This is a genomic window from Chitinophaga polysaccharea (assembly GCF_902150045.1).
Taxonomy (GTDB): domain Bacteria; phylum Bacteroidota; class Bacteroidia; order Chitinophagales; family Chitinophagaceae; genus Chitinophaga; species Chitinophaga polysaccharea_A.
On sequence record NZ_CABFVU010000001.1, the window covers coordinates 1596862 to 1613128 of the forward strand.

The 16267-nt window shown below is 47.7% G+C and carries 13 protein-coding genes; 8 read left to right on the plus strand and 5 right to left on the minus strand.

What is annotated here, in order from left to right:
• The first annotated feature begins 3 nt into the window (after positions 1 to 3).
• The 6 genes from FN124_RS06435 (at position 4) to FN124_RS06460 (ending at position 4726) form a co-directional block, all read left to right on the plus strand.
• On the plus strand, positions 4 to 312 hold the full coding sequence (locus tag FN124_RS06435; RefSeq protein ID WP_142683920.1) for a hypothetical protein: 309 nt from the start codon (positions 4 to 6) through the stop codon (positions 310 to 312).
• A 16-nt stretch (positions 313 to 328) separates the two neighbouring features.
• Complete coding sequence (locus tag FN124_RS06440) at positions 329 to 622, plus strand: cell division protein ZapA (RefSeq protein WP_142683921.1); 294 nt, start codon at positions 329 to 331, stop codon at positions 620 to 622.
• Positions 623 to 793: 171 nt separating this feature from the next.
• Positions 794 to 2359 carry a ribonuclease Y gene (gene rny / locus FN124_RS06445; protein ID WP_142683922.1) on the plus strand — a complete coding sequence of 522 codons (1566 nt, stop codon included), beginning with the start codon at positions 794 to 796 and terminating at the stop codon, positions 2357 to 2359.
• Between the two features lie 102 nt (positions 2360 to 2461).
• Positions 2462 to 3076 (plus strand): 3-keto-disaccharide hydrolase, encoded by a 615-nt coding sequence (locus FN124_RS06450; protein WP_142683923.1) that lies wholly within the window; start codon positions 2462 to 2464, stop codon positions 3074 to 3076.
• Between the two features lie 10 nt (positions 3077 to 3086).
• A complete protein-coding gene (locus tag FN124_RS06455; RefSeq protein ID WP_142683924.1) occupies positions 3087 to 3875 on the plus strand; it encodes an SDR family oxidoreductase in 789 nt (262 codons plus the stop codon).
• 23 nt (positions 3876 to 3898) lie between these two features.
• A complete protein-coding gene (locus FN124_RS06460) occupies positions 3899 to 4726 on the plus strand; it encodes a purine-nucleoside phosphorylase (RefSeq protein ID WP_142683925.1) in 828 nt (275 codons plus the stop codon).
• A gap of 79 nt (positions 4727 to 4805) precedes the next feature.
• Here the strand turns inward: FN124_RS06460 and scpB are convergent, their stop codons facing one another.
• The 5 genes from scpB to FN124_RS06485 form a co-directional block, all read right to left on the minus strand.
• Positions 4806 to 6059, minus strand: coding sequence for an SMC-Scp complex subunit ScpB (gene scpB, locus FN124_RS06465; RefSeq protein ID WP_142683926.1), 1254 nt, complete (start codon positions 6057 to 6059; stop codon positions 4806 to 4808).
• Between the two features lie 119 nt (positions 6060 to 6178).
• Positions 6179 to 7063, minus strand: coding sequence for an ATP synthase F1 subunit gamma (gene atpG, locus FN124_RS06470; RefSeq protein WP_142683927.1), 885 nt, complete (start codon positions 7061 to 7063; stop codon positions 6179 to 6181).
• Positions 7064 to 7230: 167 nt separating this feature from the next.
• Positions 7231 to 7812 carry a DJ-1/PfpI family protein gene (locus FN124_RS06475; protein ID WP_142683928.1) on the minus strand — a complete coding sequence of 194 codons (582 nt, stop codon included), beginning with the start codon at positions 7810 to 7812 and terminating at the stop codon, positions 7231 to 7233.
• 122 nt (positions 7813 to 7934) lie between these two features.
• Positions 7935 to 9548: a RagB/SusD family nutrient uptake outer membrane protein gene (locus tag FN124_RS06480; protein ID WP_142683929.1), complete on the minus strand. Its 1614-nt coding sequence runs from the start codon at positions 9546 to 9548 to the stop codon at positions 7935 to 7937.
• 26 nt (positions 9549 to 9574) lie between these two features.
• Positions 9575 to 12541 carry a SusC/RagA family TonB-linked outer membrane protein gene (locus FN124_RS06485; RefSeq protein WP_185937113.1) on the minus strand — a complete coding sequence of 989 codons (2967 nt, stop codon included), beginning with the start codon at positions 12539 to 12541 and terminating at the stop codon, positions 9575 to 9577.
• Positions 12542 to 12845: 304 nt separating this feature from the next.
• On the opposite strand from FN124_RS06485, the gene FN124_RS06490 reads away from it, so the two are divergent.
• A complete protein-coding gene (locus FN124_RS06490; protein ID WP_142683931.1) occupies positions 12846 to 14213 on the plus strand; it encodes a 3-keto-disaccharide hydrolase in 1368 nt (455 codons plus the stop codon).
• 114 nt (positions 14214 to 14327) lie between these two features.
• Positions 14328 to 16118 (plus strand): DUF885 domain-containing protein, encoded by a 1791-nt coding sequence (locus tag FN124_RS06495; RefSeq protein WP_260607345.1) that lies wholly within the window; start codon positions 14328 to 14330, stop codon positions 16116 to 16118.
• Positions 16119 to 16267: the final 149 nt, after the last annotated feature.

The window sequence follows — 16267 nt, forward strand, 5'->3', positions numbered from 1 at the left end:
GAAATGGTTCTGGAGCAATACATTCAACGTGTAGAAGAAAGATTGCACCTGCTGGTCAAAAAACTCCAGCAGGTGCAGGCCGAGAATGCATTGCTGAAAGAAGAAGTAAGCATACAGCAACAGGAGCTGCAACGGCAGCAACAGGCGGTACAGGGACTGGAAGAAAGACTGCAACTGATGAAAATTGCATCTACTGCCCAGGGCACCACTACCACCATAGCAGAAGATGAAGCGTTCAAAAAAGAGATCCGCGGCAAGATCAATGATTACATTAAAGAAATTGACCGCTGCATTGCTTTGCTGAACAGCTAACCTAAAATCATACATCATGGAGCAACTCATTCCCGTTAATATCATAGTAGCCGACCGCTCTTACCGGATCAAGATCAAACCGGAAGAAGAAGCGGAAGTACGTCGTATTATGAAAGAAGTGAATGAGAAGATCGTCGATTTTAAAACAGCATATGCAGGGAAAGACCTGCAGGACTATATTGCTATGGCCCTTATCATGTACGCCACACATCCTGTAACCAGCGGCGGTAAAGCCCAGGCTAGCACTGCACCTTTTTTGCAGGAGAAGCTGGAAAAGCTGGAAGAAATTATCAACCAGGCATTGGGTTGATCACGTTACCCATTGCTTAACAATGAATTAGCTAATTGGTTAATTATCACGTATCAAAGACGCTTTAACTGCTATTTTTTTGTATTTTCGCGGGTCAGTTCTCGCCCCTGTCGTGTTTTAGCAGCGATATGGGTAGGAGAATACTACATAAATCAAGTATAAATAATTCATATGGATGTTACACTTATCACGACAATAGCTGCAGTAGTGGCATTGATCATTGGGATTGTGCTAGGTAAGGTGATTTTTGCCAAAAATACGCAGCATAAGATAGATGAAGCTGAACTACAGGCTAAGAAAATCATTGCAGATGCACAGATCAGTGCAGAGAATCTTAAGAAAGACAGATTACTGGAAGCCAAAGAAAAATACCTGCAACTAAAAAGTGAATACGAGAAAGACGTATTGCAGCGTAACCAGAAACTGGGAGAATCGGAAAACCGTATCAAACAGAAGGAACAGGCATTAAACCAGAAAAATGAGCAAATCCAGAAGCAATTAAACGAAAATGACGCTATCAAGGAAACCCTGAACCGTCAGATGGAACTGGTGACCATCAAACGCACCGAACTGGAAAAACACCAGGAAGAACATATCCGCCGCCTCGAAAAAGTGGCCGGCTTAACAGCAGAAGAAGCGAAGCACCAACTGGTAGAGAGCTTAAAAGAAGAAGCCCGCTCACAGGCCCTCTCTCATATCCAGGAAATTATTGAAGACGCCAAGTTAAAAGCGAACAAGGAAGCCAAGAAGATCATCATCCAATCCATTCAACGTACTGCCGCAGAGCAAACCATTGAAAATACCATCACTGTATTTACCCTGGAAAGCGACGAGATCAAAGGCCAGATCATTGGCCGTGAAGGCCGTAACATCCGCGCCATTGAAGCGGCTACCGGTGTAGACCTCATCGTGGATGATACCCCCGAAGCCATCGTATTATCTTCCTTTGACCCGCTGCGCCGTGAAATTGCACGCTTATCGCTGCAACGCCTGGTACAGGACGGACGTATCCACCCTGCACGTATCGAGGAAGTGGTGGAAAAAACCAAGAAACAACTGGAAGAACAGGTAATGGATATCGGTGAAAGAACCGTAATTGAACTGGGTATCCACGGCCTGCATAAAGAACTGGTACGCCTGGTAGGTAAAATGCGCTTCCGCTCTTCCTATGGCCAGAACCTGCTCATGCACTCCAAAGAAACCGCTAACCTCTGCGGGGTAATGGCAGCAGAACTGGGACTGAACCCCAAATTAGCCAAACGTGCGGGATTGCTGCACGATATAGGTAAAGTACCTGATGAAGAAACTGAACTGAGCCACGCCCTCCTCGGCGCCAAGCTCGCTGAAAAATATGGGGAACACGCCGCCGTGGTAAATGCTATCGGTGCCCACCACGATGAAATGGAAATGCAATATGTGATTTCTCCCATCGTTCAGGCCTGCGATGCTATCAGTGGTGCACGCCCCGGCGCACGCCGCGAAATCATGCAGAGCTACCTGCAACGTATCAAAGACCTGGAAAACCTGGCACTTGCCCACGATGGTGTGGAAAAAGCCTATGCTATCCAGGCCGGCAGGGAACTGCGTATTATCGTAGAAAGCGATAAAGTATCCGATGGAGACGCTGATCGCCTCTCTTTCGAAATCGCCAATAAGATACAAACAGAAATGCAGTATCCCGGTCAGATTAAAGTAACTGTGATCCGTGAAAAAAGAGCAGTGAATATAGCAAGATAGTTTTCTGATTTAATAATTCAGGAATTTGAACTTATATTGGAGTCCTCCGGTTTACCCGGGGGACTTTTTTTTACAGAACAATCACTAAACTTTAGCAGTGTTATGAAAAAAACCTTTTTCAATTGTCTACTTGGAGCCGCCCTGTTACTGGGAACCGGCAGTGCCTTTGCCCAAAAAGCACAGTCTTTATTCAATGGTAAAAATCTCGATGGCTGGAAAGTATACGGTACAGAGAAATGGTATGTGGAAAATGGTGAACTGATATGCGAAAGCGGCCCGGATAAAGAATATGGCTACCTGGCCACCGATGGGCAGTACAAGGATTTTGAGCTAACCGTGCAATTCAAACAGGAAGCCAACGGCAATAGCGGCGTATTCTTCCACTCTTCACTGGAAGGCACCAAAATTACCGGCTGGCAGGCAGAAGTAGCCCCTCCTGATATGCACACCGGCGGTATTTACGAATCATATGGCCGTGGATGGCTCATTCAACCCGACAAGGAAAAAGAAAAATACCTGAAAATGGGTGAATGGAACACCATGAAAGTGCGTGTACAGGGCGATAATGTAACCACCTGGCTCAATGGCCACGAAATGATCACCCTGAAAGATGAAAAGATTGGTGCAGCTAATGGCCAGATAGCCCTGCAGATCCATTCCGGTGGCGGTATCAAGGTAAGATGGAAAAACATCAGACTGGTGCCTTTAAAATCGTAACACCGGTTAAATGCACTTTACAGATAAAGTAATACTGATCACAGGCGCCAGCTCGGGTATAGGCCATGAGCTGGCGCTTTTGCTGGCAAAGGAAAAAGCCCGGCTGATCCTCGCCGCACGGAACCAGCCTGCCCTGGAAACAGTGCGCCTGCAATGCCTGCTGCATACACCCCACTGCGAAATACTCCTGATGGACATCACCAGCGAATCGCAGGTAAATGAAGGCGCCCAACGCGCCCTGCAGTTTTTCGGGAAAATAGATGTACTTGTTAACAATGCCGGCGTTACACAACGTTCCAAACTGATAGATACCTCCGTAGCCGCCATCCGCCAGCTGATGGAAGTGAACTTCTTCGGCGCCGTAATGCTCACCAAAGCCCTGCTGCCACACTTCAGGCAAACAGGCAGCGGACAGATCATCGTGATCAGCAGTATGGCCGGACTTATGGGATATCCCTGGCGCTCCGGCTACAATGCCGCCAAACACGCATTACAGGGCTATTTCGAAACTCTGCAAACAGAACAACCCATCCCCGGCTTATATACCACCATCGTTTGCCCCGGACGCATCCACACTCCTATCACCTATTCCGCCATTACCGCCAACGGCGAACCTTACCGCAAAATGGACCCCGGCCAGGCAAACGGTATTCCTGCTGACCGCTGCGCCCGGAAGATCCTAAAGGCCATGCATACACGAAAAAAAATAGTGCTGATTGCCCGGGAAGAAAAGATCCTGCTATGGTTTAAACGATATTTTCCACCACTGTTTTACCTGATTGCGCGCAAAGGGAATTAATTTGCAGCAAATTCAACAAACACATGGACCTGTTACTGCAACAAATAGCTGCGGCTACCACCTATTTGCAATCCTTTTCCTTTGAACAGCCGCGCATTGGCGTAGTATTAGGCACCGGCCTCGGGGAACTGGTAAATCATATCAAAATAGCGCATTCCATTCCCTACCAACAGATCCCCCATTTCCCGGAATCCACCGTGGAATCGCATAAAGGTCACCTGATCCTCGGGCATATTGATAATACACCGGTAATAGCTATGCAGGGCCGCTTTCATTACTATGAAGGCTATACGATGCAACAGATCACTTTCCCCGTACGCGTCATGAAAGCAATGGGCATCCAACAGCTGCTGCTCAGCAATGCCGCCGGCGGTATGAACCCCGATTTTAAAAAAGGCGACCTGGTACTGCTGGATGATCATATTAATATGCAGCCGGAAAATCCCCTCCGTGGCCTCAACGCACCTGCGTATGGTCCCCGCTTCCCGGATATGAGCCACCCTTACAACCCGGAACTGGGCAGCAAACTGCAAAGCGCTGCCGCTTCAATGGGTGCCACGTTAAAAAAAGGTGTATACGTTTCCGTTATGGGGCCCAACCTGGAAACAAGGGCGGAATACCGCTTTCTCCGCATGATTGGCGCTGACCTGGTAGGCATGAGTACCGTACCGGAAGTAATTGTGGCCAACCAGCTGCAATTACCCTGTGCAGCTGTTTCAGTAGTAACAGACGAATGCGATCCCGATAACCTGCACCCTGTTTCCATAGAAGAAATTATTGCCGTGGCGGGTAAGGCAGATAAGCTGCTGAGCGGGCTTTTTGCGCGGGTAATAGCCGCGGAGGTTGTCTGACTCAGGATTATGATGATTACAATGATTTTTTTAATAAAATAGCGGCCTTTTGAGCCGCTATTTTTATTTGGAATTGCTTTTATTTTCCGGAATTCTTGCTGTTTTCATCATCATCGTCTTCTTCGTCTTCTTCATCATCTTCGTCATCGTAGTCGTCGTCATCCTCATCTTCATCATCTTCCTCTTCCTCCTCCTCATCATCATACTCTATGCCCGGTCCGCTTATTTCCAGTAATTTTTCTCCTAAAATGGCGTCTTCCATTGTGCTCTCAGGTTCCTCGTCACCATCTTCTTCTTCCTCCTGTTCTTTTTCCTCCTGTTCTTCTTCTTCCTCCTCCTGTTCTGCTGCTTCTTCTATTTCCTTTTCTTCTTTTCCGGAGATGATATCTTCAATAATACCATCCGGGTCTTCGCTTTCTTCATCATTGGCGCGGGAAGCTGTATCTTTTACGGCATAAGGGTCTTCATCTTCACTATCTTCATCTGCCTCATCTGTTTCTGCCAGGCTGGTTTCGCTTTCCTCCCCCAATTCTTCATTCACCTCTTCAATAATATCATCAAAGCGAACAATTTCATCGTCCGGTTCCACTTCTTCATCCTCCGAAGCTGGTGGTTCCTCTTCTGCGTCGGGCGATGTGAGCTGTTCCAGCTGACGATCGGGGTCCAGGAGCTCCCCGTCTTCCGATACCATCAGCGAATGGGCAGTTTCGGCGGTATGAGTACCGTGTTCCCCTCGCCCTAAGGTGGCGGTATCATCGTTGATGAGCGTAGGCTGCACCATTTCCTCATCAAATAATTCCTTCAGTTTGGGCAGGTCTGCTACGGAACTGATCCCGAAATAGTCCATAAAAGAGCGGGAAACGGCATACAGCAAAGGCTTTCCGGGCTGATCTTCGCTACGGCCGGTGATCACGATCAGTTCTTTTTCCAGGAGCTTCTGGATAGAATAATCGGTGCTCACCCCACGGATATATTCAATTTCACCTTTGGAAATCGGCTGCCGGTAAGCGATAATGGCAAGGGTTTCCAGGGCGGCTGTAGAAAGGCGCTTCAGGAACTTATCCCCGTTGAGCTGGGCTACTGTCTGGTAATAATCTTTTTTGGTGAGGAACTGGTAGCCTCCCCCGCTGCTGCGTACTTCGAAAGCATAAAATTCAGAGCTGTATTTTTCCCTGATGGCTTCCATAGCGGCTTCCACCTGGTCCAGGTTGGTGCGGTCTTCCAGGAAAGCCAGAGCATTGTTGAGCAGATCCACTATTTCCAGCAAAGGTAACGGCCTGTCGGCCGCAAAAATTAATGCTTCCACGTGCGGGATGATCTGTGATATTTCCATACGTTAAACAGGAGATGTGGATTTACAAAAAAGGTCAAAGACCGAAAATACAGTCTTTGACCCTAATCTGAAAATATTAATTCAGTTGTTGACTTAGTGTTAATAAACCCTTCAACAGCTTAGTTCGCCAATGCCGCAGCACCGCTCACAATTTCTGTCAGCTCGGTGGTGATGGCCGCCTGACGGGCACGGTTGTAAGAGATCTTCAGGGAACGGAGCAATTCGCTGGCGTTTTCTGTAGCCTTGTCCATCGCAGTCATACGGGCGCCGTGCTCAGAAGCATGGGAATCCAGGATGGCTTTGAAGAACTGGGTGTTCAGTATTTTAGGCATCAGTTCAGCAATCAGGGTATCTTTTTCCGGTTCAAAGATGTAGTCTGCTTTCAGACCACCTTTATCCGTACTTTCCACTTTTGCAATCGGCAGGAACTGTTCTGCTACAAATATCTGGGTAGCGGCATTTTTGAATTCGCTGTAAACAATTTCAACAGCATCGTAAGTACCGTTTATAAAACCCTGCAGGGCTACGGCAGCCGCTTCTTTCACATGATCAAAAGTAAGATTGCCAAAAAGCTGCCAGAACCTGTCATTTACTTTATAACCGTTCTGTACAAAATGATCATATCCTTTTTTACCAATTGGTAAGATCTCAACCTGGCCCTGTTCAAACTGCTCCGCATACTTTTCGCGGATCACGCGTTTTGCTGTTTTGATCAGGTTGGAGTTGAAGGCTCCGCACAAACCCCTGTCTGAAGTAATGACCACAATCAGTACCTTTTCAATCTGGCGCTGTGCTGCCAGTGGCGTGTCAATATTGCCTTCGCTGTTGGAAACGATGTTCTGCAGCATTTCCTGGAGCTTCACGGCGTAAGGGCGCATCAGCATGATAGCGTCCTGGGCACGTCTTAATTTAGCAGCACTTACCATTTTCATGGCTTTAGTGATCTGCTGACCAGATTGAATAGACTTGATTCGGTTACGAACTTCTTTAAGCTGTCCGGACATATATAAAAATCAATTACGAATTACAAATTATCAATGACCAATGCAGGGATAGCCTCCTGAATTTGGCTGCAAAGGTAAGCAATGGCAGTTTAATTTGAAAATCCGCTGAAAGATAATTTAAATTTTCTTTATTTACTTTTTAATCAGCCATTTATACATCAGAAAAATTATAGTGTGATACTGGTTCCCAGTACCTGCAGGAATGCCGCGATCCATTGCGGATGAGCCGGCCATGCAGGCGCTGTTACCAGCTTTCCATCCACTACCGCTTCGTACACATTCACAGATACATAAGTGCCTCCGGATGCAGTAACTTCAGGTGCTACTGCGGGGTAGGCCGTGAGTTTCTTCCCGCGTACTACGTCGGCTGCGGTCAGGATCTGGATACCATGACAAACAGCTGCCACCGGTTTATCTTCCAGGAAAAAATGCCTTACCAGTTCCAGCACATTTTTGTTCAGGCGCAGGTACTCCGGAGCCCGGCCACCGGCTATCACCAGTGCATCATAATCAGCGCCGGCCACATCATTAAAGGAAGCATTCAACACAAAGCCGTGTCCCGGTTTTTCACTATAGGTCTGGTCGCCTTCAAAATCGTGGATCGCTGTTTTAATTTTTTCACCGGCTGCCTTATCGGGGCAAACCGCGTGTACTTCATGCCCAATCATCTGCAGCATCTGGAACGGAACCATTGTTTCATAATCTTCTGCATAATCTCCTGTCAGTAATAATATCTTTTTCTGTGCCATAGAAATGAGGGTTTTATTGTGTTAAAAAAGGCTTACTGAAGATAAGCATTTAGCATTTAGCAAAAAATGCAACGGAGACCATGGGTATGATCTCCGCTGCATTTTTTTATAAAGGAAAACGATTAGTAGCCCGGGTTCTGCCGGAATTCGTTCACTGATCTGTCTATCTGATCCTGTGGAATAGGACGCAGCATATGCGTTGACCTGATATTGTTACGGGCTTCTTCGTTATGCAGCTTTACCCTTTCCACCAGCTTATGAGTGCGGGTAAGATCAAACCAGCGCATTTGTTCTCCTACCAGCTCACGGCCTCTTTCATCCAGGATAAAATCGATATTCATATCAGCGGCTGATACAGTCATGGCATCACGGTTAGCCTGTGTTTCAGCCGGGGTAGCGCCAATGCGTGCAGCTCTCCAGCGGATCGCATTTACGAGATCGGCAGCCTCCTGTTTTTTGCCATCCATCATCAGCGCTTCTGCTTCTATCAGGTAAGCTTCTGCCAGGCGCATAGCAATAAAGGGCCTTACGCCGGAGGCCTGGTTATCCGGACGAAGGGCATCAGCAAATTTATTCAGGGAAGGGTACAGTTTTTCTGTGTATAATCTTGGTGGCACCAGCATGTAAGGCTTACTGGCAATCACGGCGTCGGATACATCATAACCCGGGAGGTACACTGCCGTATCCCCCATTTTCAGGTTATCGATGGGGGCATTGGTTCTCCACAGCACGGTATAAAACTTCTCATAACGCACATCGTGAACCCTGTCTTTATACAGCGTATCCAGCAGGAACTTTGTGGGTCTGAAACGCTTCCAGGGCGTACCGTTGGGCAAATCGCGCTTCATTCCTTTCAGCACATCGTACTGCATCAGGAAAAAGCGGCAGGCATTGTTATCGGGATAACCATACAGCGGATCGGTAGTATACTGCGCCGCCCAGATGGTTTCGTCATTGTTTTCTTTGCCCTGCGCCCATACCTGTCCAACATCAGCCAGCAATTTAAAACCATAGTTCTTAATCACCATATCGGCATATTTGGCGGCATTGGCATAATCGCCGGGCTTTGCCTGGGGAGAGGAAGCACGGGTCAGGTATACTCTCGACAGCAAGTGCTCTGCAGCTGGCTTGGTAGCACGTCCCCATTCAGCCTGTGTGGTGGGTAAATCAGCTGCAGCGGCCTGCAGATCGCTGATCACAGCATCATAAACGGCAGACACCGAGTCGCGGTACGCCTCTCTTACAATTTCTGTGTTCTCCTTCATGCGTAACGGTATATCGCCAAACATCTCCATCAGCACAAAATGATAATGTGCCCTGCAGAACTTCGCTTCCGCCACGCCCTTTTTCTTCGTGGCTTCATCGAGATCGGTGATCTTATCTGCCCTGTCAATTGCCACATTACAGGTGTTGATGGTTTGATAGAAACTGTTCCAAACTTCCCTTACGTGATCGTAGCGGGAATCCAGCTGTGAAGTATACTGACTGGTGAATTTATAGTTACCATCAGAACCGTTGGTGATGATATCTGTGCCTGTTTCGGTGAGCGTCATACCGCGTTCTGTACTGTAGAAGTTGCGCATAGACACATAGGAACCATTTACGGCCGTCTGAAAACCCGCCTTGGTATTATAGAAATCATCTGTTACGTTGGTGACTATCTTTTCATCCAGCATTTTATTGCAGGAACTGGCGGCAAGGGCCAGCAGTATGATGACAGGAATTATATTTCTCATAACGTTTTCTTTTAAAGATGGTTGATTTAAAATTTGGCATTTATTCCGAACTGCAGCATCCAGGTGGCAGGGGCATCAATGCCGATCACATTTACGTCTTCCGGGTCAACTCCTTTCCAGGTTTGACGGTAAGGCGCCAGGATCATTGGGTTCTTTACCCCAACATTCACCCGGAAATCCTGCATGTGCATGCTTTTCACAAGTGCGTCTGAAAAGGCGTAGCTCAGTGTAACGTTCCTGATCTTAAAGAACGAGCCGTCGAAATAGCTGAGCGACTGGTAATTGCTGGGTCTTTCCTGGTTGGCGTTGGGCCGTGGGAAATCGTTGGTTGGATTGGCTGGTGTATTATAGTCGATGTTCAGGTTATTATATCGGCCAAACAGCGTGTTATAGTTCTGGTAGAAATCACTTTTGATCATGCTTCCAATGCGTGCAAAGGCTACGATCGATAATTCAAATCCTTTGTAGGAGAAGCGCTGAGTGGTACCTGCCGACCATTTAGGCTGAGGTGAGCCCAGTATCTGCCGGTCGTTTTTGGCATCAATAAGCGTATCCTTGTTTACATCTTCCAACCTGATTTCACCTGGCTTCACATTGTACAGTTTAGCCAGTGCGACATCTTTATCCTGCCATATGCCGATCTTCTTGAAATCATAGTACACATAGGTAGGCTGGCCAACAAACCAGGCATTGCCTATATCCGCTGTTCTGCCATCGCCGAGCGAAAGGATCTTGGACCGGTTGAGGAACAGGTTAGCATCCATTTTCCAGCTGAATCCATTGGGATTGTCGATGATGGTAGCGCCAAGACCAAATTCAAAACCGCGGTTCTGGGAAGTACCGAGGTTCATCAGCACTTCGTTGAACCCGTTGCTGAAAGGAAGCGTTTGCGGCATGAGCAGGTCGGTGGTGCGTTGATTATACCATTCCACCACACCGGTGATACGGCCGTTCAGGAACCCGAAATCGAGGCCGATATCGGTAGAAGTGGTAGACTCCCAGGTGAGATTGGGATTACGCAGATCCAGGGGCACAAAACCCAGCACACCTTTGTTTCCGAAGGAATACGGGATCCGGCTCAGGTTCCCCTGGGTAGCGTAGGGATTAATACCGGTGTTACCGATACGCCCAAAGCTGGCGCGCAGTTTCAGGTTATCCAGTACCTGCTGCCCTTTCATCCATTTTTCATTTACCATATTCCATGCTGCTGCAACGGAAGGGAAGTACCCCCATTTCTTTCCGGGTGCAAACCTGGAAGATCCATCTGCACGGAGAGTGAGGGTAAGGAGGTAACGGTCGTCATATCCATAGTTCAAACGGCCCATATAGGAAAGGATGGTCCAGGAGCTGAGACTGCTGGTTACGCCTGTTACATTAAGCGACTGGCCCAGGTTATAATATTGCTGACTTTCTACAGGGATACCTCTCACGTTGGTAGTGGAAATATCCACGTTCTGGCGCTGAACGCTGTATAAACCGGTAAAGCCTATATTATGTTTCTTGATCTCCTTGTTATAGGTAACGATGTTTTCGATGGTATACGCCATGGTAGCGGCGTTCCCTTTGGAGGCTGTAGCATCGCCGCCGCCGATCAGCAGGTTGGTATTGTTTTTACCCTGGAAAAGGCCATAGTTGTAGTTCTGAACATCCGGGCCTACATTGAGGCGGTATTTCAGACCGTCTATGATCTCTACTTCTGCGAACAGGCTGGTAAAGATGCGGAAACGTTTCATTAATTCAATGCGGTTACCAGGCACATAATCCAGCAACGGGTTAGGCTGCTGGCTGTCGCCGGTAGGATAAGTGATCAGTTTCCCGTTATCATCGTAGGGAGCGGCAATGGGCAGCATTTTCAGGGCATTATCGATACCGTTATAGGTTTCTCCGTTACGTTCGCTGTAAGCGCCCAACAGGGTGGCTCCCACACGAACACGGTTGCCGATCATCTGGTCGATGCCTATATTGAAATTATAACGCTCATAATCCTGCAGTTTCAGTACGCCCTGGTCTTTGAAGTAGCCAAGTCCCACGGTGTATTTTGTTCTTTCTGTACCGCCGGCTACACTGAGGCCATGATTTGTCTGATAACCCGGAGAGATCATCAGGTCCTGCCAATCCACGTTTGTGCCTTTCTTGATATTGGCATATTCAACGGCATTAAAAATTTTCTTGTCGGAGGCATCGGGGTTGGCATCATCGTATTTGCCGATGGTACGGTTGGCTTCGCGGCGCATTTCGATGAAGCGGGAAGCATCCATCATGTCCGTTTCACCGAGCTGCTGTACATAACCATAGGAGCCGCTGTAGGAAACCACGGGTTTTCCTTCCTTGCCTTTCTGGGTGGTAATGAGCACTACACCGTTGGCGCCCCTGGAACCATAAATGGCTGTTGCAGAGGCGTCTTTCAAAATATCCATCGATTGTATTACTCCTGTGCCGATATCGCTGAGGGTACCAGCATAAGGAATACCGTCTACCACGTAGAGCGGATCGTTGCCGGCCCTGAGAGAGCGGCTGCCGCGGATACGCACAGTGGGCTCATCGCCGGGCTTGCTGCTGTTATTAAGTACTTCCACCCCGGGAGCACGGCCCTGTAGTGCTTGCTGGGGATTGGTAACCGGCACATCCTGGATGGCTTTGGTACCCACCGAGGAGATAGAGCCGGTCACATCTTTTTTCTTCTGTGAACCGTATCCCACTACTACTATTTCCTCCAGTTTTTTCCTGTCTTCCTGAAGAATTACGGAAACGATTGCACGACCTTTTACAGCTTCTTCATAGGTGGTGTATCCGATGTAGGTAAATACGAGCGTTGCATTGGCAGCATCTGCAACTTTAAGGCGGAAATGCCCGTTACCATCCGATTGGGTACCTGAATTTTTTCCTTTGATGGCCACTGTTACACCAACCAGTGGTTGCTTCTGAGCGTCCAGCACATTACCTTCTACGGTAACCGGGTTGTTTTGTGCCTGGATGAGTTGATAAAATAGCAAACATGCTATTATACAAGTTAGACGTGAAAAAATTTTTTTCATAACGTAGTTTATAATGATTGTAGATAAAGAGTATTGGTCTGACGATTTCGGTTTTGCGCTACGTGGACTATTGGGAAACAAAATAAGATATTTTCACATTGCTGCAATCGTTTGCAGAAATATTTTTAATTATAATTCTGTCAAACCTCGTATTGATCAGATTATCATGTTCATAAAAAATAAAAAATAAGATTAATCTTTTGCAATCGGTTGTAAAAATCATTTTCATTGTTTATTTTGGTCACCTTATTCCGTTTTAGTTATGAAAAAGACGATCCTTTTATGTGGCTCCCTACTGTGTATGTATGGTGGCCTTTTCGCCCAGAAAGCCCAGTGGCAGCAACTTTTCAACGGTAAAGATCTGAAAGGCTGGAAACAACTGGGGGGAGAAGCAAAATATAATGTGCAGAACGGCGAAATCGTGGGCACCACGGTACAGAACACGCCAAACTCTTTCCTGGCTACAGACAAGGAGTACGGCGACTTTATCCTGGAGCTGGAATTCAAGCTGGGTAAGGAGTTCAACTCTGGCATCCAGTTCCGCAGCCAAAGCCGGGCCGATTACCAGAATGGCCGTGTGTTTGGCTACCAGATGGAGATTGATCCCTCCGACCGTAAATGGAGTGGCGGTATTTATGAAGAAGGCCGCAGGGGCTGGCAGTATCCTATGGAACTGAATCCTGCAGGGCAGAACGCCTTCAAAAAAGATGGCTGGAACAAATACCGCATTGAATGCCGGGGCAATGAAATGCGTACCTGGGTAAATGGAGTGCCTGCCGCCCACCTGGTAGACACCGCGCTGCCAAAGGGTTTCATTGCTTTACAGGTGCATAGCATCGGCAAAAACGCGGCAGATGAAAACAAAAATATCTACTGGAAAAATATCCGCCTGATAGAAAATCCGGCAGCTTCCCAGTATACGCCCTACGACAATATTTACGTTGTAAATAATGTGGATAACACTATTTCCGGCCAGGAAAAGAAAAACGGCTACCAGCTGTTATGGGACGGAAAAACCAGCAAAGGCTGGAGGGGTGTGTATAAAAAGAACTTCCCTACTGCCGGCTGGACCATGCAGAATGGCGTGCTTACCATTGGTCATTCTACAGGAGATGAAGAAGGCAGTGGTGGCGATATCATTACGGAAAAACAATACAGCGCCTTTGAACTGGAATTTTCCTTTAAACTCACGCCGGGCGCCAATAGCGGGGTAAAATACTTTGTAAGCGAGGCCTACGAAACAGGCGGTAAGTCGGCCATCGGGCTGGAGTACCAGGTACTGGACGATGAAAGGCACCCGGATGCCAAGTTGGGACGCGACGGAAACCGTACTTTGGCAAGTCTTTACGACCTCATGACAAGAAAACAGGAAAAACGTGCCATCAACCCTATTGGAGAATGGAACAAAGGTCGTATTATTGTGTATCCAAATAACCACGTTGAGCACTGGTTAAATGGATTCAAAGTATTGGAATATGAGCGAGGCTCCCAGGCTTTCAAGGATCTGGTGGCCATCAGCAAGTATAAAAACTGGAAAAACTTTGGCCTGTTGCCCGAAGGGCACATCCTTTTACAGGATCATGGTAATGAAGTTTCTTTCAAAAGCATTCGTATAAAAAATCTTAAATAATATTTTTTACCTTTTTTTTCATTGTTCACTGTTCTAAATAAGCATTCCGATTCTTCGGAATGCTTTTTTTCTTGGATAAAACGGTAAATTACTACCTGTTCACAACGCATCAATATGAAAATGTTACAACAAAAAGGGGCTCTTCTCCTGTGGGCCACCCTGTTGGCCGGGGCCTGCCAGCAACCGGAAAATCATGGTAATCCGCAAGCCATGCAGGACTCCCTGCGCCACCTGGCCGAACGGTATTACAACGAAAGTATGGCCCTCAATCCATTACAGGCCACCCAGAATGGAGAAAATCAATATAACGACCAGTTGCCTATAGACATCAGTGAAGGCTACCGCGCAAAACTCGATTCTTTTTATACCAGCTATCAACAGGCTATTAAAGGCATTGATACAGCTGCACTTTCCGGCAACGACCGCATTACGTACGATATGCTCCAGCGCGAATTCAGCATTAACCGGGAGGCGCTTACCTTTCACGACCACCTGATGCCGGTGCAGCAGTTCACCTGCCTGCCCCTTACGCTGGCGCAGCTGGGTTCCGGCTCCTCCGCCCAGCCCTTTAAAACCGTAAAGGACTACCAGAACTTTATGCATCGTATGGAGCGCTTTGCAGTATGGACCGATACGGCCATTGCCAATATGCGCCGGGGGATGGCCACCGGCTATGTATTGCCCAAAAGCCTGGTGGTAAAAGTAATACCACAGGTAGCGGCTCTTGCTAAAAAAGATACCGCCGGCAATGTATTCTATGCTCCGCTGAAAACCATACCCGACTCACTGGACGCTGCGGCCAAAACCAGCCTGGTAAAGGATTACAACACAGCCATTGAAACATATATACTGCCTTCGTTTGCCAAACTGCGCGACTTCATGCAGCAGGAATACCTGCCTAAGGCCCGCAACAGCAGCGGCATTGGGGATATTCCCGACGGTAAGGCCTATTATGCCTTCCTGATAAAAAGCTGGACCACTACCAGTCTTTCCCCGGAAGAAATTTTCGCCCTGGGAGAAAAAGAAGTGGCCCGGATAAGAGGAGAAATGGAAGAGGTGAAGAACAGCACGGGTTTCAAAGGCGACCTGCCGGCCTTTTTTGCATCTGTACGCAGCGATAAAAAGCTGCGCATCTTTAAAACACCTGCGGCCATCCTGGATTCCTTCAAAGCTATTGAAAACAAGATCATGCCTGGTGTAAAAAAAATGTATGGTCATCTTCCCAAAACAAAATTCGAGATCCGTCAAACCGAAGCTTACCGGGCAGTTTCCGCATCTGCCGAATATATGCAGGGCAGCGCAGATGGTACCCGGCCAGGCGTATTTTACGTGCCTATCCTGGATGCAAGCGCCTTTCCGTACACCGGTATGGAATGCCTGTTTTTACATGAAGCCATTCCAGGTCACCACTTCCAGATTTCACTGCAGCAGGAAAATGACTCCCTGCCTAAGTTCCGCCGGTTTTCCTGGATTGGCGCCTATGGCGAAGGTTACGCCCTCTATTGTGAGAGCCTGGGAAAAGAGCTGGGACTGTATACTGATCCATACATGTACTTTGGACGTTTAACGGATGAAATTCACCGGGCTATTCGTTTAGTCGTGGATGTTGGTATGCACACCAAAGGCTGGACCCGTGAGCAGGCCATCAAATACATGATGGACAATGAGCCCGTGTCCACGCAGGAAGCTACTGCTGAAATTGAGCGCTATATGGCTATTCCCGGGCAGGCGCTTTCCTATAAGATCGGGGAGCTGAAGATACGCGGGTTACGGAACCAGTATACAGCCTCGCTTGGCAACCGGTTCAGCCTGTCCTCTTTTCATGATGAGCTGTTGAAAGACGGCTGTGTGCCGCTATCTGTACTGGAGCAGAAAATGGCGCGCTGGGCGGCGGCGCAGCCATAAAAACGCTTACCTGGCTTCACTTCCGGCTTGTACCACCACTCAAAAAGGCAGCTGTACAAGCCGGAAACCCTTTTATATACCGGATTAAATTTCGATTAAGAAAGAAATCTATTTTTCCCTCAAAACCGCAATGGTTGCAGGTATAAGAA